Genomic DNA, 19,211 nt, shown 5'->3' with positions numbered 1-19,211 from the left:
AGATGAGCAAGACCCTGATCCGTGGTGCGAAGGTGCTGGGCGGCGAGGCCCAGGACGTCCTGATCGACGGCGAGACCATCGCAGAGGTCGGTACCGGTCTTCCGGCCGACGGGGCGACCGTCGTCGAGGCCGGGGGACGCATCCTCCTGCCCGGCCTGGTCGACCTGCACACCCACCTGCGCGAGCCGGGCCGCGAGGACTCCGAGACGGTCCTCACCGGTACCCGCGCCGCCGCCTCGGGCGGCTACACCTCCGTGTTCGCCATGGCCAACACCTTCCCGGTCGCCGACACCGCCGGCGTCGTCGAGCAGGTGTACCGGCTCGGCCAGGAGCACGGCTACTGCGACGTGCAGCCCATCGGCGCCGTCACCGTCGGCCTGGAGGGCAGGAAGCTCGCCGAGCTGGGCGCCATGCACGAGTCCGCCGCCGGCGTCACCGTCTTCTCCGACGACGGCAAGTGCGTGGACGACGCCGTGATCATGCGCCGGGCGCTGGAGTACGTGAAGGCCTTCGGCGGCGTCGTCGCCCAGCACGCCCAGGAGCCCCGCCTCACCGAGGGCGCCCAGATGAACGAGGGCGTCGTCTCCGCCGAGCTGGGCCTGGGCGGCTGGCCGGCCGTCGCCGAGGAGTCGATCATCGCCCGTGACGTGCTGCTCGCCGAGCACGTCGGCTCCCGCGTGCACATCTGCCACCTGTCGACCGCCGGGTCCGTCGAGATCGTCCGCTGGGCCAAGTCGCGCGGCATCGACGTCACCGCCGAGGTCACCCCGCACCACCTCCTCCTGACCGACGAGCTGGTCCGCTCGTACAACCCGGTCTACAAGGTCAACCCGCCGCTGCGCACCGAGCGCGACGTGATGGCGCTGCGTGAGGCGCTGGCCGACGGCACGATCGACATCGTCGCCACCGACCACGCCCCGCACCCGCACGAGGACAAGGACTGCGAGTGGGCCGCGGCCGCCATGGGCATGGTCGGTCTGGAGACCGCGCTGTCCGTGGTCCAGCACACGATGGTCGAGACCGGGCTGCTGGACTGGGCCGGCGTCGCCGACCGCATGTCCTTCAAGCCTGCGAAGATCGGCCGCGCCACCGGCCACGGCCGCCCCGTCTCGGCTGGTGAGCCCGCCAACCTCACCCTGGTCGATCCGGCATACCGTGGTCCCGTGGACCCCGCGGGCTTCGCCTCCCGCAGCCGCAACACCCCCTACGAGGGCCGTGAGCTGCCGGGGCGCGTCACCCACACCTTCCTGCGGGGCCGGGCGACGCTCATGGACGGGAAGCTGGCGTGACACTCTTCGAACTGGCCGCGGAGCAGAAATCCGCCGAGGTGACCGACTGGGCCGCCCGGCTCGGCTGGGTCGCCGGACTGCTGCTCTTCGTCGCCCTCCTCTACTGGCTGATGCGCCAGGGGTGGAAGTGGCGCGGCAGCCTCCAGTCGGACCTGCCGGACCTGCCGGGAATGCCGGAAACCCCCGGCACGGCGAAACTGACGATGACCGGCCGCTACCACGGCTCCACCACCGCCGGGCAGTGGCTCGACCGGATCGTCGCCCACGGCCTGGGTACCCGCAGCCGCGTCGAGCTGACGCTCACCGACCAGGGCCTGGAGGTCGTACGCCCCGGGGCGCGCGACTTCTTCGTCCCGGCCGCGCAGTTGCGCGGCGCCCGGCTCGACAAGGGCATCGCGGGCAAGGTCCTCGCCGAGGGCGGCCTGCTGATCGTCACCTGGGCGCACGGCGACACCCTGATCGACTCGGGCTTCCGCTCCGACCGGGCCGCGGAGCACACCACCTGGGTCGACACCCTGAACACCATGATCACCACGACGGAAGGCACCGCACGATGACCACCTCCACAAGGGGAGCTGCCAAGACTCCCGCCGTACTCGTCCTGGAGGACGGCCGCACCTTCCGCGGCCGTGCCTACGGGGCCGTGGGGGAGACCTTCGGCGAGGCTGTCTTCTCCACCGGCATGACCGGCTACCAGGAGACCCTGACCGACCCGTCGTACCACCGCCAGGTTGTCGTGATGACCGCGCCGCACGTCGGCAACACCGGTGTCAACGACGAGGACCCCGAGTCCAAGAAGATCTGGGTCTCCGGCTACGTGGTCCGCGACCCCGCCCGCGTCCCGTCGAACTGGCGCGCCACGCGCACGCTCGACGAGGAGCTGGCCGCGCAGGGCGTCGTCGGCATCAGCGGCATCGACACCCGCGCCCTCACCCGCCACCTCCGCGAGCGCGGCGCCATGCGCGTCGGTATCTTCTCCGGCGACGCGTGGACCGGGGTCCGCGAGGAGGCGCTGCTGGACAAGGTCCGGGCGCAGCCGCAGATGAAGGGCGCGAACCTGGCCGCCGAGGTCGCCACCACCGAGCCGTACGTCGTCCCCGCGATCGGCGAGAAGAAGTTCACCGTCGCGGCCGTCGACCTCGGCATCAAGGGCATGACCCCGCACCGGATGGCCGAGCGCGGCATCGAGGTGCACGTGCTCCCCGCCACCGCCACCGTCGAGGACGTGTACGCCGTCAACCCCGACGGCGTGTTCTTCTCCAACGGCCCCGGCGACCCCGCCACCGCCGACGGCCCCGTCGCCGTCATGCGTGCCGTCCTGGAGCGCAAGACGCCCCTGTTCGGCATCTGCTTCGGCAACCAGATCCTGGGCCGCGCGCTCGGCTTCGGCACCTACAAGCTGAAGTACGGCCACCGCGGCATCAACCAGCCCGTGCAGGACCGTACGACCGGCAAGGTCGAGGTCACCGCGCACAACCACGGCTTCGCCGTCGACGCCCCGCTCGACAAGGTGTCCGACACCCCCTACGGCCGCGCCGAGGTCTCCCACGTCTGCCTCAACGACAACGTGGTGGAGGGCCTCCACCTGCTCGACCAGCCGGCCTTCAGCGTCCAGTACCACCCCGAAGCGGCCGCCGGCCCGCACGACGCCGCGTACCTGTTCGACCGCTTCGTTTCCCTGATGGAGGGCCAGCGTGCCTAAGCGCACCGATATCCAGTCCGTCCTGGTCATCGGCTCCGGCCCGATCGTCATCGGCCAGGCCGCCGAGTTCGACTACTCCGGCACCCAGGCGTGCCGCGTCCTCAAGTCCGAGGGCCTGCGGGTCATCCTGGTGAACTCCAACCCGGCGACGATCATGACCGACCCGGAGATCGCCGACGCCACGTACGTCGAGCCGATCACCCCCGAGTTCGTCGAGAAGATCATCGCCAAGGAGCGCCCCGACGCGCTCCTGCCCACCCTCGGTGGCCAGACCGCGCTCAACACCGCGATCTCCATGCACGAGCAGGGTGTGCTGGAGAAGTACGGCGTGGAGCTGATCGGCGCCAACGTCGAGGCCATCCACAAGGGCGAGGACCGCGACAAGTTCAAGCTGGTCGTGGAGGAGGTCCGCAAGAAGATCGGCCACGGCGAGTCCGCCCGCTCGGTCATCTGCCACTCCATGGACGACGTCCTCAAGGGCGTCGAGACCCTCGGCGGCTACCCCGTCGTCGTCCGCCCCTCCTTCACCATGGGCGGCGCCGGCTCCGGCTTCGCGCACGACGAGGAGGAGCTGCGCCGCATCGCCGGCCAGGGCCTGACCCTCTCTCCCACCACCGAGGTGCTCCTGGAGGAGTCCATCCTCGGCTGGAAGGAGTACGAGCTGGAGCTGATGCGCGACAAGCACGACAACGTCGTGGTCGTCTGCTCCATCGAGAACTTCGACCCGATGGGCGTCCACACCGGTGACTCGATCACCGTCGCCCCGGCGATGACGCTCACCGACCGCGAGTACCAGATCCTCCGTGACGTCGGCATCGCGATCATCCGCGAGGTCGGCGTGGACACGGGTGGCTGCAACATCCAGTTCGCGGTCAACCCGGAGGACGGCCGGGTCATCGTCATCGAGATGAACCCCCGCGTCTCCCGCTCCTCCGCGCTGGCGTCGAAGGCCACCGGCTTCCCGATCGCGAAGATCGCGGCCCGACTCGCCGTCGGCTACACGCTGGACGAGATCCCCAACGACATCACCGAGAAGACCCCGGCATCCTTCGAGCCGACCCTCGACTACGTCGTCGTCAAGGCGCCGCGCTTCGCCTTCGAGAAGTTCCCGTCGGCCGACTCCACGCTGACCACGACCATGAAGTCGGTCGGCGAGGCCATGGCCATCGGCCGGAACTTCACCGAGGCCCTCCAGAAGGCGCTGCGCTCGCTGGAGAAGAAGGGCAGCCAGTTCACCTTCACCGGCCCCGTCGGTGACAAGGCCGAGCTGCTGCGCGAGGCGGTGCGCCCGACCGACGGCCGCATCAACACCGTCATGCAGGCCATCCGCGCCGGCGCGACGCCCCAGGAGGTCTTCGACGCCACGAAGATCGACCCCTGGTTCGTCGACCAGCTCTTCCTGATCAAGGAGATCGCCGACGAGCTGGCCGCCGCCGACCGCCTCGACGCCGACCTGCTCGCCGAGGCCAAGCGCCACGGCTTCTCCGACGCCCAGATCGCCGGGATCCGGGGCCTGCGCGAGGACGTCGTCCGCGAGGTCCGCCAGTCCCTCGGCGTCCGCCCGGTCTACAAGACGGTCGACACCTGCGCCGCCGAGTTCGCCGCGAAGACCCCGTACTTCTACTCCTCGTACGACGAGGAGAGCGAGGTCGCGCCGCGCGAGAAGCCCGCCGTGATCATCCTCGGCTCCGGCCCGAACCGCATCGGCCAGGGCATCGAGTTCGACTACTCGTGCGTCCACGCCTCCTTCGCGCTCAGCGACGCGGGCTACGAGACCGTGATGGTCAACTGCAACCCGGAGACGGTCTCCACCGACTACGACACCTCCGACCGCCTGTACTTCGAGCCGCTGACGCTCGAGGACGTGCTGGAGATCGTCCACGCCGAGTCGAAGGCCGGCCCCATCGCGGGCGTCGTCGTCCAGCTCGGCGGCCAGACCCCGCTCGGCCTCGCCCAGGCGCTCAAGGACAACGGCGTGCCCATCGTCGGCACCTCCCCGGAGGCCATCCACGCCGCCGAGGACCGCGGCGCCTTCGGCCAGGTCCTCGCCGAGGCCGGGCTGCCCGCGCCCAAGCACGGCACCGCGACCACCTTCGCCGGCGCCAAGGCCATCGCCGACGAGATCGGCTACCCCGTGCTCGTACGCCCGTCGTACGTGCTCGGCGGCCGCGGCATGGAGATCGTGTACGACGAGGCCCGCCTGGAGTCGTACATCGCCGAGTCCACCGAGATCTCCCCGGACCGCCCGGTCCTGGTCGACCGGTTCCTCGACGACGCCATCGAGATCGACGTCGACGCCCTGTACGACGGCGCCGAGCTGTACCTCGGCGGCGTCATGGAGCACATCGAGGAGGCCGGCATCCACTCCGGCGACTCGGCGTGCGCGCTGCCCCCGATCACCCTCGGCGGCCACGACATCAAGCGGCTGCGCGCCTCCACCGAGGCCATCGCCAAGGGCGTCGGCGTACGCGGCCTGATCAACATCCAGTTCGCGATGGCCGGCGACATCCTGTACGTCCTGGAGGCCAACCCGCGCGCCAGCCGCACGGTCCCCTTCACCTCCAAGGCGACCGCCGTGCCGCTGGCCAAGGCCGCCGCCCGGATCTCGCTGGGCGCCACCATCGCCGAGCTCCGGGAAGAGGGCCTGCTGCCCAAGACGGGCGACGGCGGCACCCTGCCGCTGGACGCGCCGATCTCCGTCAAGGAGGCCGTCATGCCGTGGTCGCGCTTCCGCGACGTGCACGGCCGCGGCGTGGACACCGTCCTCGGCCCGGAGATGCGCTCCACCGGCGAGGTCATGGGCATCGACGCGGTCTTCGGCACGGCGTACGCCAAGTCGCAGGCCGGCGCCTACGGCCCGCTGCCCACCAAGGGCCGCGCGTTCATCTCGGTCGCCAACCGCGACAAGCGCTCGATGATCTTCCCGGCCCGCGAGCTGGTCGCCCACGGCTTCGAGTTGATGGCCACCTCCGGCACCGCCGAGGTCCTCAAGCGCAACGGCATCAACGCCACCGTCGTGCGCAAGCAGTCCGAGGGCGAGGGCCCGAACGGCGAGAAGACCATCGTCCGCCTCATCCACGACGGCGAGGTCGACCTCATCGTCAACACCCCGTACGGCACCGGCGGCCGCCTCGACGGCTACGAGATCCGCACGGCGGCCGTGGCGCGCGGCGTCCCGTGCCTGACGACGGTCCAGGCGCTCGCCGCCGCCGTCCAGGGCATCGACGCGCTCAACCACGGCGGAGTGGGCGTCCGTTCCCTCCAGGAACACGCGGAGCACCTGACCGCGGCCCGCGACTAGCAGCCCACGAGGGGGACACCGGAAACGGTGTCCCCCTCCTCATGAGGACACCACCATGTACAAGCTCTTCTTCCGGCTGTTCTTCACCCGGATGGACCCGGAGCAGGCCCACCACCTCGCCTTCCGCTGGATCCGCCTCGCCGCCCGCGTCCCCGTGCTGCGCACACTGCTGTACCGCCTCTTCGCCACCGGCCACGAGTCGCTGCGCGTCGAGGCCCTGGGCCTGGAGTTCGACGGCCCCTTCGGGCTCGCCGCCGGCTTCGACAAGAACGCCGTCGCCATCGACGGCATGGCGATGCTCGGCTTCGACCACGTCGAGATCGGTACGGTCACGGGCGAGCCGCAGCCCGGCAACCCCAAGAAGCGCCTCTTCCGCCTCGTCGCCGACCGCGCCCTGATCAACCGCATGGGCTTCAACAACGACGGCTCCGCGGCCGTCGCCGAGCGGCTCCACGCGCGCGTGCCGGTCTTCGGGACCGTCGTGGGCGTCAACATCGGCAAGACCAAGGTCGTCCCGGAGGCCGAGGCCGCCGCCGACTACGTGAAGTCGACCGAGCGGCTCGCCCGCCACGCCGACTACCTGGTCGTCAACGTCTCCTCGCCGAACACCCCGGGCCTGCGCAACCTCCAGGCGACGGAGTCCCTGCGGCCCCTGCTGACGGCCGTCCGCGAGGCCGCCGACCGCACGGTCACCGACCGCCGCGTCCCGCTGCTCGTGAAGATCGCGCCGGACCTCGCCGACGAGGACGTCGACGCGGTCGCCGACCTCGCCGTCGAGCTGGGCCTGGACGGCATCATCGCCACCAACACCACGATCGCCCGCGAGGGCCTGAAGTCCCCGGCGCACCTCACCGGTGAGACCGGCGGCCTGTCCGGGGCGCCGCTCAAGAAGCGCTCCCTTCAGGTGCTGCGCCGCCTCTACGCGCGCGTGGGCGACCGCATCACGCTCGTCGGCGTCGGCGGCGTCGAGAACGCCGAGGACGCCTGGCAGCGCATCCTCGCCGGCGCCACCCTGGTCCAGGGCTACAGCGCCTTCATCTACGAGGGCCCGTTCTACGCCCGCGCCATCCACAAGGGCCTCGCCGCCCGGCTGAAGGCCTCCCCGTACGCCACCCTCGCCGAGGCCGTCGGCGCCGACACCCGAAAGGCCGCCGTATGAGCCCGCTGGAACCCTTCGGTGCCCGTCTGAGGCACGCCATGGACGCCCGTGGCCCGCTGTGCGTCGGCATCGACCCGCACGGCTCCCTGCTGTCCTCCTGGGGGCTGAACGACGACGTGGCGGGCCTGGAGCGGTTCACGCGCACGGTCGTGGACGCCCTCGCCGGCACCGTCGCCGTCTTCAAGCCGCAGAGCGCCTTCTTCGAGCGGTTCGGCTCCCGCGGCATCGCCGTCCTGGAGCGCGCCGTGGCGGACCTCAGGGACGCGGGCGCGCTGGTCGTCATGGACGCCAAGCGCGGCGACATCGGCTCCACGATGGCCGCCTACGCCGAGACCTACCTGCGCAAGGACTCCCCGCTCTTCTCCGACGCGCTCACGGTCTCGCCCTACCTCGGGTACGGCTCGCTGAAGCCCGCCGTCGACCTGGCCCGCGAGAGCGGCGCCGGACTGTTCGTCCTCGCGCTGACCTCCAACCCGGAGGGCGCCGAGGTCCAGCGCGCGGTGCGCGAGGACGGCCGCACCATCGGCGCGACCATGCTCGCCCACCTCGCTGAGGACAACGCCGGCCAGAGCCCCATGGGCTCCTTCGGCGCGGTCGTCGGTGCCACGCTCGGCGACCTCTCCTCGTACGACCTCGACATCAACGGCCCGCTGCTCGCCCCCGGCATCGGCGCCCAGGGTGCGACCCCCGCCGACCTGCCGGCCGTCTTCGGCGCCGCCGTGCGCAACGTCGTCCCGAACGTCAGCCGGGGCGTCCTGCGCCACGGTCCGGACGCGGCGGCGCTGCGCGAGGCCGCCGAGCGGTACGCGGACGAGGTGCGGGCGGCGGTCGGCGCCTGACGCCCGCCACCCCGCCTCCGTCGGAGCCCACGGTCACCCCGAGGTGACCGTGGGCTCCTGCGTTCGAGGCGTGACGCACCTCACGTTCGGCCGGTGCGGGATCCCCGGGGTCGGAATCTGCGCGCAAAACCGGGTCGATATATCCCAAATGTCCGGGTAGGTCGATGCTGACCAGGACTTTTCCGCTGTTCTCGCTGACTCTGGCGGCCATGGCCGCTAGTCTCCGTCGCAGAGCCAACGTGCACTGCGTTGCTCGTTGCTCCCCTGGTGTGGGCCGACTAGGTTCCTCACCGGTCCGTATCCGACAGTTCGACATCCGAGGTGACGTAGGCGTGGCTCTTCCGCCCCTTACCCCTGAACAGCGCGCAGCCGCGCTCGAAAAGGCCGCCGCGGCTCGCCGGGAGCGGGCCGAGGTCAAGAATCGACTCAAGCACTCCGGCGCCTCGCTCCAAGAGGTCATCAAGCAGGGTCAGGAGAACGAGGTCATCGGCAAGATGAAGGTCTCCGCCCTCCTGGAGTCCCTGCCGGGCGTGGGCAAGGTCCGCGCCAAGCAGATCATGGAGCGGCTCGGCATCTCCGAGAGCCGTCGTGTGCGGGGTCTCGGCTCCAACCAGATCGCCTCCCTGGAGCGCGAGTTCGGCAGCACCGGGGCCTGACGTCCAGGGCACTGGAGTAAACCTGGAATAATCGCCCCATGGCTGCAACATCCCGGGGGACCGCCCCCGAGCCCCCGGACGTACGTCCGCGACTGACCGTGCTCTCCGGCCCCTCCGGGGTCGGCAAGAGCACGGTCGTCGCTCATCTGCGCAAGGTCCACCCCGAGGTCTGGCTGTCGGTGTCCGCCACGACCCGCAAGCCGCGACCCGGCGAGCGGGACGGCGTGCAGTACTACTTCGTCACCGACGACGAGTTCGACAAGCTGATCGCCAACGGCGAGCTGCTGGAGTGGGCCGAGTTCGCCGGAAACCGCTACGGCACCCCGCGCCGCGCCGTGCTGGAGCGGCTCGACGCGGGGGAGCCCGTGCTGCTGGAGATCGACCTCCAGGGCGCGCGGCTGGTCCGCGATTCGATGCCGGAGGCCCAGCTCGTCTTCCTCGCCCCGCCGAGCTGGGACGAGCTGGTCCGCCGGCTCACCGGCCGGGGCACGGAGCCGCCGGAGGTCATCGAGCGGCGGCTGGAAGCAGCCAAGATCGAGCTCGCGGCGGAGTCCGAGTTCGACACCACCCTCGTCAACACCTCCGTCGAGGACGTAGCCCGTGAGCTGCTAGCCTTGATGGCAGTTGTTTGATCTTTGTCCACTTTTTCGGAAGGTAGAGCGTGTCCTCTTCCATCACCGCGCCCGAGGGCATCATCAACCCGCCGATCGACGAGCTGCTCGAGGCCACTGACTCGAAGTACAGCCTCGTGATCTACGCGGCCAAGCGTGCGCGTCAGATCAACGCGTACTACTCGCAGCTCGGTGAGGGCCTGCTGGAGTACGTCGGTCCGCTGGTGGACACCCACGTCCACGAGAAGCCGCTCTCGATCGCCCTGCGCGAGATCAACGCGGGTCTGCTGACCTCCGAGGCCATCGAGGGCCCGGCCCAGTAGGTGCCCCACTGCACGTCATGACAGGCCCGGTGGAGACTCCACCGGGCCTGTGGTGTGTCATGGAATCCGTAGTCACGAGCCGGAGCCGGGAGGCGTCGAGTGGACAAGCCCAAGGTGGTCCTCGGAGTCAGCGGTGGCATCGCCGCCTACAAGGCGTGCGAGCTGCTGCGCCGGCTGACCGAGTCCGGCCATGACGTACGGGTCGTCCCGACCGCGGCCGCCCTGCACTTCGTGGGCGCCGCCACCTGGTCCGCCCTCTCCGGCAACCCGGTCTCGACCGAGGTCTGGTCGGACGTCCACGAGGTCCCGCACGTCCGCATCGGTCAGCACGCCGACCTCGTGGTCGTCGCCCCCGCCACCGCCGACATGCTCGCCAAGGCCGCCCACGGCCTCGCCGACGACCTGCTGACCAACACGCTGCTCACCGCCCGGTGCCCGGTGGTCTTCGCGCCCGCCATGCACACCGAGATGTGGGAGCACCCCGCCACCCAGGAGAACGTCGCCACGCTGCGGCGCCGGGGCGCCGTGGTGATCGAGCCGGCCGTGGGCCGCCTCACCGGCGTCGACACCGGCAAGGGCCGGCTGCCCGACCCGGACGAGATCTTCGAGATCTGCCGCCGGGTGCTCGCGCGCGGCGCCGCCGCCGGGCCCGACCTCTCGGGCCGCCACGTCGTGGTCAGCGCGGGCGGCACGCGCGAGCCGCTGGACCCGGTGCGCTACCTGGGCAACCGTTCCTCCGGCAAGCAGGGGTACGCCCTGGCCAGGACCGCCGCCGCCCGGGGTGCCCGGGTGACGCTGATCGAGGCCAACACCGGCATGCCGGACCCGGCGGGGGTCGACGTCGTCCACGTGGGGACCGCCGTCCAGCTCCGCGAGGCGGTGCTCAAGGCGGCGGCCGACGCGGACGCCGTGGTGATGGCCGCGGCCGTCGCGGACTTCCGCCCCGCCACGTACGCCGAGGGTAAGATCAAGAAGAAGGACGGCCAGGAGCCGGCGCCCATCGTGCTGGTCCGCAACCCGGACATCCTGGCCGAGATCTCCGCGGAGCGGGCCCGTCCGGGGCAGGTGATCGTCGGCTTCGCCGCCGAAACGGATCATGTTTTGGCCAATGGTCGTGACAAGCTCCGCCGCAAGGGCTGCGACCTGCTCGTCGTGAACGAGGTGGGGGAGCGCAAGACCTTCGGCTCAGAGGAGAACGAGGCCGTGGTGCTGGCCACGGACGGCACCGAGACCCCCGTCCCGTACGGGCCGAAGGAAGCCCTGGCGGAGACCGTCTGGGACCTCGTCGTCCCCCGGCTCGCCGCCGTGGACACCGCGCCTCAAAACGGCGACTCGGATCCACGACTCGGGTAACAGGATGAATCTCTCATTTCGCCCCTTTGGGTGGAGGAAACCATAGGAAAACCGGCGTTCCGGCCCGTGGTGAGAGCCGATCTTCGTACCGCCGATACGGCAGATGTGGCCGATCCGTCGCCCACCGTGCGAGACACCTGGTCCAACGGCCGAGAGCGCCCGATAAACTGTCCTCGGAACGACGCGGGGCGCAGCCCCCTGCCGGTTCCGCAAATGATCAGCCAGCAGCCGCTGCAAACCCAGGGAGCGTTGTGTCCCGTCGTCTCTTCACCTCGGAGTCCGTGACCGAGGGTCACCCCGACAAGATCGCTGACCAGATCAGCGACACCATTCTCGATGCGCTGCTGCGTGAGGACCCCACCTCCCGCGTCGCCGTGGAGACGTTGATCACCACCGGCCTGGTGCACGTGGCCGGCGAGGTGACGACCAAGGCGTACGCCGACATCCCCACGCTGGTGCGCAACAAGATCCTGGAGATCGGTTACGACTCCTCGAAGAAGGGCTTCGACGGCGCGTCCTGCGGAGTCTCCGTCTCGATCGGCGCCCAGTCGCCGGACATCGCGCAGGGCGTCGACACGGCGTACGAGAAGCGCGTCGAGGGCGACGAGGACGAGCTCGACAAGCAGGGCGCCGGCGACCAGGGCCTGATGTTCGGGTACGCGTCGGACGAGACCCCCGAGCTGATGCCGCTGCCGATCCACATCGCGCACCGGCTGTCCAAGCGCCTCACCGAGGTCCGCAAGAACGGCACCATCCCCTACCTCCGTCCCGACGGCAAGACCCAGGTCACCATCGAGTACGACGGCGACAAGGCCGTCCGCCTCGACACCGTCGTCGTCTCCTCGCAGCACGCCTCCGACATCGACCTGGAGTCGCTGCTCGCGCCCGACATCCGCGAGTTCGTCGTCGAGCACGTGCTCAAGCAGCTCCTCGACGACGGCATCAAGCTGGACACCGAGGGCTACCGCCTGCTGGTCAACCCGACCGGCCGCTTCGAGATCGGCGGCCCCATGGGCGACGCCGGCCTGACCGGCCGCAAGATCATCATCGACACCTACGGCGGCATGGCCCGCCACGGCGGCGGCGCCTTCTCCGGCAAGGACCCGTCCAAGGTCGACCGCTCGGCCGCCTACGCCATGCGCTGGGTCGCCAAGAACGTCGTCGCGGCGGGCCTCGCCTCCCGCTGCGAGGTCCAGGTCGCCTACGCCATCGGCAAGGCCGAGCCCGTCGGCCTGTTCGTCGAGACCTTCGGCACCGCCAAGGTCGAGGTGGAGCGGATCGAGAACGCCATCGCCGAGGTCTTCGACCTCCGCCCGGCGGCGATCATCCGCGACCTCGACCTGCTGCGCCCGATCTACGCGCAGACGGCGGCGTACGGCCACTTCGGCCGCGAGCTCCCCGACTTCACCTGGGAGCGCACCGACCGCGTGGACGCGCTGCGCAAGGCGGCGGGGCTTTAGTCCCGGCTCCTCACGCGAAGTCCGGCACCCCTTTCCGGGGTGCCGGACTTCGGCGTTTCAGCGGCCGTGCCGGGGATAGCCGATGGCCGCGAAGTCCTCGGTGAGATCGGCGAGGGTGAGCTTCGGGTTCAAGGCGGTGACCACCTCGTCCGTGAGCGGACGCTGGGCGAACACGTGGCATACGGCGTCCAGGTCGACCGGCACCTCGTGCATGTCCTCGGCGAAGGCCTGGTACGTCTCGGCGGACCGGTCCGTCAGGTGCTCGAACAGGTACTCCGATCCGTCCGGGTCGCCGGCGCCGGGGAACTCGATGGTGCCCGTACGCCAGGCGTCGTCCCCGGTGGTTCGCCACAGGCAGGCGGTGACGGACGGGAAGCCGACGCCGTCCGAGAAGGCCGGCTCGTCCACGTACCGCCGGAAGACGTCCGGGACCTCATCCACGACACCCGGCCACGGCGCCTCGTCGACGTACGGGCTCATCGGCGACTCGTGGTCGAAGCCCCGGATGTACGCCCCGGCGGGGGAGAAGACGATCGAGTACTCGTCACCCCCGCCATTGCTCATCGACGCGAGCTCCTCGGTCGCAGACCAGCGCGCGTCGAATGCGTAGTGCCGGAAGTGGGCGTCGGGGCAGAGAATCGCCTCCAGCATGGCCAGGGCACGGCAGTGGTCGCGGAGGACGGGTATCGCGGGCAGCAGCCTCGCGGTTTCGTAGACGGTCACGCGGTCATACAAGCGCATGCCACTGACAGCGGGCGCTGTCAGTGCGCTCTGGTAGGAATGACGCTGTGAGCAGCGAGAACGGGAAGCCGGAGGGCGAGGGCGGTCGGGGGGCCGAGCCGCCCGAGCAGCTCGCGCTCATACGGGAGACGGTGCGCAAGGCGAAGGTGCCCAGGGCCAAGCCGCGCACCTGGCGGGGGGCCGCGCTGGCGAAGGAGCTGCCGGTCGCGCGGGTCGTGGTGAACAAGGGCGTGCTGCACCTGGACCAGTTCTTCGACTACGCCGTGCCCGAGGAGCTCGACGCGGTCGCGCAGCCGGGCGTGCGGGTGCGGGTGCGGTTCGGGGCCGGGGCGCACCAGGTGCGGGGCGGGCGGCGTGAGGGCGGGCGGCTCATCGACGGGTTCCTCGTCGAGCGGCGGGCCGAGTCGGACTACTCGGGGCCGCTCGCCGCGCTGGCCGACGTGGTGTCGCCCGAGCCGGTGCTGAGCACCGAGCTGCTGGGGCTCGCGCGTGCGGTGGCCGACCGGTACGCCGGGAGCCTCGCCGACGTGCTGCAACTGGCGATTCCGCCGCGCAATGCCCGCGCCGAGGGCCGGCCGTCGCCGCAGCCGCTGCCGCCGCCCCCGCCGCCGGAACCCGGCACGTGGGTCAGGTACGTACGGGGCGAGGCGTTCCTGGCGGCCCTCGCGGCCGGCCGCTCGCCCAGGGCCGTGTGGAACGCGCTGCCCGGGCCGCACTGGGCGGAGGAGCTGGCCCGCGCGGTGGCCGCCACCCTGGCGTCGGGGCGCGGCGCGCTCGTCGTGGTGCCCGACGGGCGTGCGGCCGGGCGGGTGGACGCGGCGCTGACCGCCGTGCTGGGGGAGGGGCGGCACGCGGTGCTGACCGCCGAGGCCGGGCCCGAGAAGCGGTACGCGCAGTGGCTCGCCGTGCGGCGAGGGGCGGTGCGGGCGGTCGTGGGTACGCGGGCGGCGATGTTCGCCCCCGTGCGGGACCTGGGGCTCGTCGCCATCTGGGACGACGGGGACTCCAGCCACAGCGAGCAGCACGCGCCGCTGCCCCACGCGCGCGAGGTGCTGCTGCTGCGCGCCGCGCACGACAAGTGCGGCTTCCTGCTGGGCGGTACGAGCTGCACCGTCGAGGCCGCCCAGCTCGTCGAGAGCGGCTGGGCGCGCCCGCTGCCGGCGCCCCGCGAGCAGGTCCGCGCCGCCGCGCCGCTCGTACGGACCGTGGGCGACGGGGAACTGGCGCGGGACGAGGCGGCGCGGGCGGCCCGGCTGCCGTCGCTGGCGTGGCAGGTGGCACGCGAGGGCCTGAAGACCGGGCCGGTGCTGGTGCAGGTGCCGAGGCGGGGGTACGTACCGAGGCTGGCCTGCGAGCGGTGCCGCACGCCCGCGCGCTGCCGACACTGCGCGGGTCCCCTGGAGGCGCCCGAGCAGCGGGAGTTGAGGTGCGGCTGGTGCGGGCGGGGCGCGCCCGACTGGACTTGCGTGGAGTGCGGGTCCGTCCGGCTGCGCGCCCAGGTGGTGGGCGCACGGCGTACGGCGGAGGAGCTGGGGCGGGCGTTCCCGGCCGTTCCGGTACGGACGTCGGGGCGCGACCACGTCCTGGACACCGTGCCGGCCCGGCCCGCGCTGGTCGTCAGCACCCCGGGCGCCGAGCCGGTCGCCGAGGGCGGGTACGCGGCGGCGCTGCTGCTGGACGGCTGGGCCATGCTCGGGCGGGCCGACCTGCGCTCCGGCGAGGAGGCGCTACGGCGCTGGATCGACGCGGCCTCGCTGGTGCGGGGCCAGGACGAGGGCGGCACCGTCGTGATCGTGGCCGAGCCGACGCTGCGTCCCGTGCAGGCACTGGTGCGGTGGGACCCGGTGGGCCACGCCCAGCGCGAGCTGGCCGAGCGGGCGGAGCTGGGCTTCCCGCCGGTCTCCCGCATGGCGGCCGTGACCGGGCGGGCGGAGGCGGTCGCGGCGTTCCTGGCCGCCGCCGAGCTGCCCCCCGAGGCGGAGGTGCTCGGCCCCGTGCCGCTGGCACCCCCGCCGCCGGGCGCCCCGCGCCGCCCCGGCGACGCCCCACCGGGTGAGGTTTGGGAGCGTGCCCTGCTCCGGGTCCCGCCCGGCAGCGGTGCGGCGCTCGCCGCCGCCCTGAAGGCCGCCCAGGCGGCACGGCTCGCCCGCGGCGGCACGGACCCGGTGCGCATCCGCGTGGACCCGCCCGACATCGGGTGACCGCCGGTCGGACGCGGCGCGGCGGGCGCGGCAGGCGCGGGGTGGACCGCGCTGGGCGGACGGCGCGAGGGGCGCGGACCGCGCCGAGCCCGTTCTGGCGACGCTGATCGCGAGGCGGGCCGCGACGACGATTCCGACGGCCCGGCGGACAGCGCACCACCGAGGTCGCGGGCCTGGATCGGAGGACATGGGGCGGCCGCCCCGCCCCCACTTCCGGGAACGGGGCGGCCGGTGGGGGTCAGCCGTTGCGCGGGCCGGGGAAGGCGCTCGGGCGGACCTCCTCGCGGAGGCTCGGGCGGACCTCCTCGCGGAGGGTCTGGGAGCCGGACGTGGGCTGGGGCGGCATCGAGCGCGCGGCCGGGACCGAGGGCAGCGTGCGCGTGCCGCCCGGCTCGACGGCGTGGTCCGCCTCGGCCGTGGCCGGCTGCTGGGCCGCCGCCCGGCGGGCGCCGTAACGGCGGTGGACCGCCTGCTTGGTGACGCCGAGCGCCGAGCCCACCGCGTCCCACGAGAAGCCCAGCGAACGGTCGAAGTCCACCGCCGCGGTCACCAGGGTCTCGACGCTGTCCCGCAGCTCCTGGGCGAGCCGGACGGTGGGGGCCGGGGCCCTGCCGTAGACGACGAAGCCCGTGGAGGGGCCGGATCGCCGCGGGCGGTACACATTGCCGAGCTGGGCGGTGAGCGTGCGCAGTGCGTCCACCTGCCGGCGGACCCGCTCGATGTCCCGCACCAGCAGATGCAGGCTCGCCCGGGCTTGGGCGTCGTGGGTTGCGTGGTCGGCCATTTACAAGCCTCTCGAACCGGCGTTGAAAGGGGTGGGCCGCTCCGAGGCGGCGGCCCGTTTCGGTCAATCTGCCTTGACCAACGCGCCACCCGTGTCCGGGGTCACGCTGCGGGGGCGTATCCGCATATGCCCAGGGCGCGCATGGCCACGTACGCCCCCCGCCCCGCCCGCCCCTAAACTGGTGCGTTGCCCACCACCGCCACCGAACAGACAGGCAGTCAGCCACTGATGAAGCTCGTCTTCGCAGGCACCCCCGAGGTCGCCGTACCCGCCCTGGACGCCCTGATCGCCTCGGACCGGCACGAGGTGGCCGCCGTCGTCACCCGGCCCGACGCCCCCGCCGGACGGGGCCGCCGGCTCGTCGCGAGCCCGGTCGCCCAGCGCGCCGAGGAGGCCGGCATCGAGATCCTCAAGCCGGCCAAGCCGCGCGACGAGGACTTCCTGGCGCGGCTGCGCGAGATCGCGCCCGACTGCTGCCCGGTCGTCGCCTACGGCGCCCTGCTGCCGAAGGCCGCCCTCGACATCCCCGCGCACGGCTGGGTGAACCTGCACTTCTCCCTGCTGCCCGCCTGGCGCGGTGCCGCGCCCGTGCAGCACGCGATCATGGCCGGGGACGAGATCACCGGCGCGTCGACGTTCCTGATCGAGGAGGGCCTGGACTCGGGACCGGTGTACGGGACGGTCACCGAGCAGGTGCGGCCCACCGACACCAGCGGCGACCTGCTCACCCGGCTCGCCTTCGCCGGCGCCGGCCTGCTCGCCGCCACCATGGACGGCATCGAGGACGGCACCCTCAAGGCCGTACCGCAGCCCGCCGACGGTGTCACCCTCGCCCCGAAGATCACCGTCGAGGACGCGCACATCGATTGGAAGACCCCGGCGCTGCGCGTCGACCGGGTCGTCCGCGGCTGCACGCCCGCCCCCGGCGCCTGGACCGTCTTCCGGGGCGAGCGGCTCAAGGTCATCCAGGCGGCCCTCGTCCAGGACCGCACCGACCTGGCGCCCGGCGAGCTGTCGGCGGCGAAGAACAACGTGTACGTCGGCACCGGCTCGCACGCCGTCGAGCTGCTGTGGGTCCAGCCCCAGGGCAAGAAGCCGATGCGCGGCGCGGACTGGGCCAGGGGCGTGCGGATCGCCCCGGGGGAGAAGGCCGGCGGGACCGACGTAGGCTGAAAGGGTTCGAGCCTCACGAAAAGCGGAGCACCTTTTGAGCGAGCAGTCCCGTCGCCGTCCCTCCAAGCCGTACCGCCGCCCCAAGAAGGACCCGGTGCGGATCCTGGCGTTCGAGGCGCTGCGCGCCGTCGACGAGCGCGACGCGTACGCCAACCTCGTCCTGCCGCCGCTGCTGAAGAAGGCGCGGGAGAAGGAGGGCTTCGACGGCCGGGACGCGGCGCTCGCCACCGAGCTGGTGTACGGCACGCTGCGCCGCCAGGGCACGTACGACGCGATCATCGCGGCGTGCATCGACCGGCCGCTGCGCGAGGTCGACCCGCCGGTGCTGGACGTGCTCGCGCTGGGCGCGCACCAACTGCTCGGCACGCGCATCCCGACGCACGCGGCCGTCTCGGCGAGCGTGGAGCTGGCGCGGGTGGTGCTCGGCGACGGGCGGGCCAAGTTCGTCAACGCCGTACTCCGCAAGATCGCGCAGCAGGACCTCGACGCCTGGCTGGAGCAGGTGGCCCCGCCGTACGAGGAGGACGCCGAGGACCATCTGGCGGTCGTGCACTCGCACCCGCGCTGGGTCGTCTCCGCCCTGTGGGACGCCCTCGGCGGCGGCCGCGCCGGGATGGAGGACCTGCTGGAGGCCGACAACGAGCGCCCCGAGGTCACCCTGGTGGCCCGCCCCGGCCGGTCGACGACGGCCGAGCTGCTGGACGTACTGGGCGAGGAAGCGGGCCTGCCGGGCCGCTGGTCGCCCTATGCCGTACGGCTGGCCGAGGGTGGCGAGCCCGGCGCGATCGACGCGGTGCGCGAGGGCCGGGCGGGCGTCCAGGACGAGGGCAGCCAGCTCGTCGCGATCGCCCTCGCGAACGCCCCGCTCGACGGCCCCGACGAGCGCTGGCTCGACGGCTGCGCGGGCCCCGGCGGCAAGGCGGCCCTCCTGGGCGCCCTGGCGGCCGAGCGCGGCGCCGCCCTGCTCGCCTCCGAGAAGCAGCCGCACCGCGCCCGGCTGGTCGACCGCGCGCTGGCCGGCAACCCCGGCCCGTACCAGGTCATCGCCGCCGACGGCACCCGCCCGCCCTGGCGCCCCGGCTCCTTCGACCGCGCCCTGGTGGACGTGCCGTGCTCGGGCCTGGGCGCCCTGCGCCGCCGCCCGGAGGCCCGCTGGCGCCGCCGCCCGGAGGACCTGGAAAGCTTCGCCCCGCTGCAACGCGCCCTGCTGACCGAGGCGTTGAAGGCCGTCCGGGTGGGGGGCGTGGTCGGATACGCGACCTGCTCACCGCACCTGGCGGAGACCCGGGTCGTCGTCGACGACGTACTGAAGAGGACCGGCGGCGCCGAGCTGATCGACGCCAGGCCCCTGATGCCCGGCGTGCCGGCGCTCGGCGACGGCCCCGACGTACAGCTCTGGCCGCACCTGCACGGCACCGACGCGATGTACCTGGCACTGCTGCGGCGCACGGCGTAGGCCGCGACGGCGAGGCCGAGGCGGCGAGGCCCAAGCGGACGCATGGGGCGGCACCCGGCCACCCGGCCAAGGGGGGGGGGGGGGGGGGGGGGAGGGGGGGGGGGGGGGGGGGGGGGGGGGGGGGGGGGGGAGGGATGGACAACAGGGAAACCATGGACGGTGC

The 19,211-nt window shown here is 72.4% G+C and carries 16 protein-coding genes; 14 read left to right on the top strand and 2 right to left on the bottom strand.

Annotated features, from left to right (window positions below; all coding sequences use genetic code 11):
* Positions 1–2: 2 nt before the first annotated feature.
* From ACZ46W_RS24845 to metK, 11 genes are all read left to right on the top strand, one after another.
* Complete coding sequence (locus tag ACZ46W_RS24845; RefSeq protein WP_468341438.1) at positions 3–1,289, top strand: dihydroorotase; 1,287 nt, start codon at positions 3–5, stop codon at positions 1,287–1,289.
* A complete protein-coding gene (locus tag ACZ46W_RS24840; RefSeq protein WP_468341435.1) occupies positions 1,286–1,846 on the top strand; it encodes a PH-like domain-containing protein in 561 nt (186 codons plus the stop codon). Before ACZ46W_RS24845 ends, ACZ46W_RS24840 begins: the two co-directional genes overlap by 4 nt.
* Entirely contained in the window at positions 1,843–2,991 is a 1,149-nt protein-coding gene (gene carA, locus ACZ46W_RS24835) for a glutamine-hydrolyzing carbamoyl-phosphate synthase small subunit (RefSeq protein ID WP_468341432.1), read from the top strand. The genes ACZ46W_RS24840 and carA overlap by 4 nt, the downstream gene beginning before the upstream one ends.
* On the top strand, positions 2,984–6,292 hold the full coding sequence (carB, locus tag ACZ46W_RS24830) for a carbamoyl-phosphate synthase large subunit (protein WP_468341429.1): 3,309 nt from the start codon (positions 2,984–2,986) through the stop codon (positions 6,290–6,292). Before carA ends, carB begins: the two co-directional genes overlap by 8 nt.
* A gap of 55 nt (positions 6,293–6,347) precedes the next feature.
* Positions 6,348–7,451 carry a quinone-dependent dihydroorotate dehydrogenase gene (locus ACZ46W_RS24825; RefSeq protein ID WP_468341427.1) on the top strand — a complete coding sequence of 368 codons (1,104 nt, stop codon included), beginning with the start codon at positions 6,348–6,350 and terminating at the stop codon, positions 7,449–7,451.
* Positions 7,448–8,290, top strand: a complete 843-nt coding sequence (gene pyrF, locus ACZ46W_RS24820) for an orotidine-5'-phosphate decarboxylase (protein WP_468341424.1) — start codon at positions 7,448–7,450, stop codon at positions 8,288–8,290. Before ACZ46W_RS24825 ends, pyrF begins: the two co-directional genes overlap by 4 nt.
* 332 nt (positions 8,291–8,622) lie before the next feature.
* Entirely contained in the window at positions 8,623–8,946 is a 324-nt protein-coding gene (locus tag ACZ46W_RS24815) for an integration host factor (protein WP_064068014.1), read from the top strand.
* A 38-nt stretch (positions 8,947–8,984) separates the two neighbouring features.
* Entirely contained in the window at positions 8,985–9,578 is a 594-nt protein-coding gene (gene gmk, locus ACZ46W_RS24810) for a guanylate kinase (protein WP_468341420.1), read from the top strand.
* Between the two features lie 29 nt (positions 9,579–9,607).
* Positions 9,608–9,880, top strand: a complete 273-nt coding sequence (gene rpoZ / locus ACZ46W_RS24805) for a DNA-directed RNA polymerase subunit omega (RefSeq protein WP_005319902.1) — start codon at positions 9,608–9,610, stop codon at positions 9,878–9,880.
* A 99-nt stretch (positions 9,881–9,979) separates the two neighbouring features.
* Positions 9,980–11,233 (top strand): bifunctional phosphopantothenoylcysteine decarboxylase/phosphopantothenate--cysteine ligase CoaBC, encoded by a 1,254-nt coding sequence (coaBC, locus tag ACZ46W_RS24800; RefSeq protein ID WP_468341417.1) that lies wholly within the window; start codon positions 9,980–9,982, stop codon positions 11,231–11,233.
* 251 nt (positions 11,234–11,484) lie between these two features.
* Complete coding sequence (metK, locus tag ACZ46W_RS24795) at positions 11,485–12,693, top strand: methionine adenosyltransferase (protein WP_468341414.1); 1,209 nt, start codon at positions 11,485–11,487, stop codon at positions 12,691–12,693.
* Between the two features lie 57 nt (positions 12,694–12,750).
* Here metK and ACZ46W_RS24790 read toward each other — a convergent pair whose 3' ends face one another.
* Positions 12,751–13,434: a hypothetical protein gene (locus ACZ46W_RS24790; protein ID WP_468341411.1), complete on the bottom strand. Its 684-nt coding sequence runs from the start codon at positions 13,432–13,434 to the stop codon at positions 12,751–12,753.
* A gap of 47 nt (positions 13,435–13,481) precedes the next feature.
* Here ACZ46W_RS24790 and ACZ46W_RS24785 point away from each other — a divergent pair, with 47 nt between their 5' ends.
* Positions 13,482–15,635: a primosomal protein N' gene (locus ACZ46W_RS24785; protein WP_468341409.1), complete on the top strand. Its 2,154-nt coding sequence runs from the start codon at positions 13,482–13,484 to the stop codon at positions 15,633–15,635.
* 238 nt (positions 15,636–15,873) lie between these two features.
* On the opposite strand, the gene ACZ46W_RS24780 is transcribed toward ACZ46W_RS24785, so the two are convergent.
* Positions 15,874–16,419 (bottom strand): hypothetical protein, encoded by a 546-nt coding sequence (locus ACZ46W_RS24780; protein ID WP_468341406.1) that lies wholly within the window; start codon positions 16,417–16,419, stop codon positions 15,874–15,876.
* 228 nt (positions 16,420–16,647) lie between these two features.
* On the opposite strand from ACZ46W_RS24780, the gene fmt reads away from it, so the two are divergent.
* Together fmt and ACZ46W_RS24770 are read left to right on the top strand one after the other, a co-directional pair.
* Complete coding sequence (gene fmt, locus ACZ46W_RS24775) at positions 16,648–17,592, top strand: methionyl-tRNA formyltransferase (protein WP_468342323.1); 945 nt, start codon at positions 16,648–16,650, stop codon at positions 17,590–17,592.
* 34 nt (positions 17,593–17,626) lie between these two features.
* On the top strand, positions 17,627–19,048 hold the full coding sequence (locus tag ACZ46W_RS24770; protein WP_468341403.1) for an RsmB/NOP family class I SAM-dependent RNA methyltransferase: 1,422 nt from the start codon (positions 17,627–17,629) through the stop codon (positions 19,046–19,048).
* Positions 19,049–19,211 lie beyond the last annotated feature (163 nt).

It is taken from the genome of Streptomyces sp. NPDC031064, from assembly GCF_055570965.1.
This window is presented reverse-complemented; position numbering and strand designations above follow the sequence as displayed.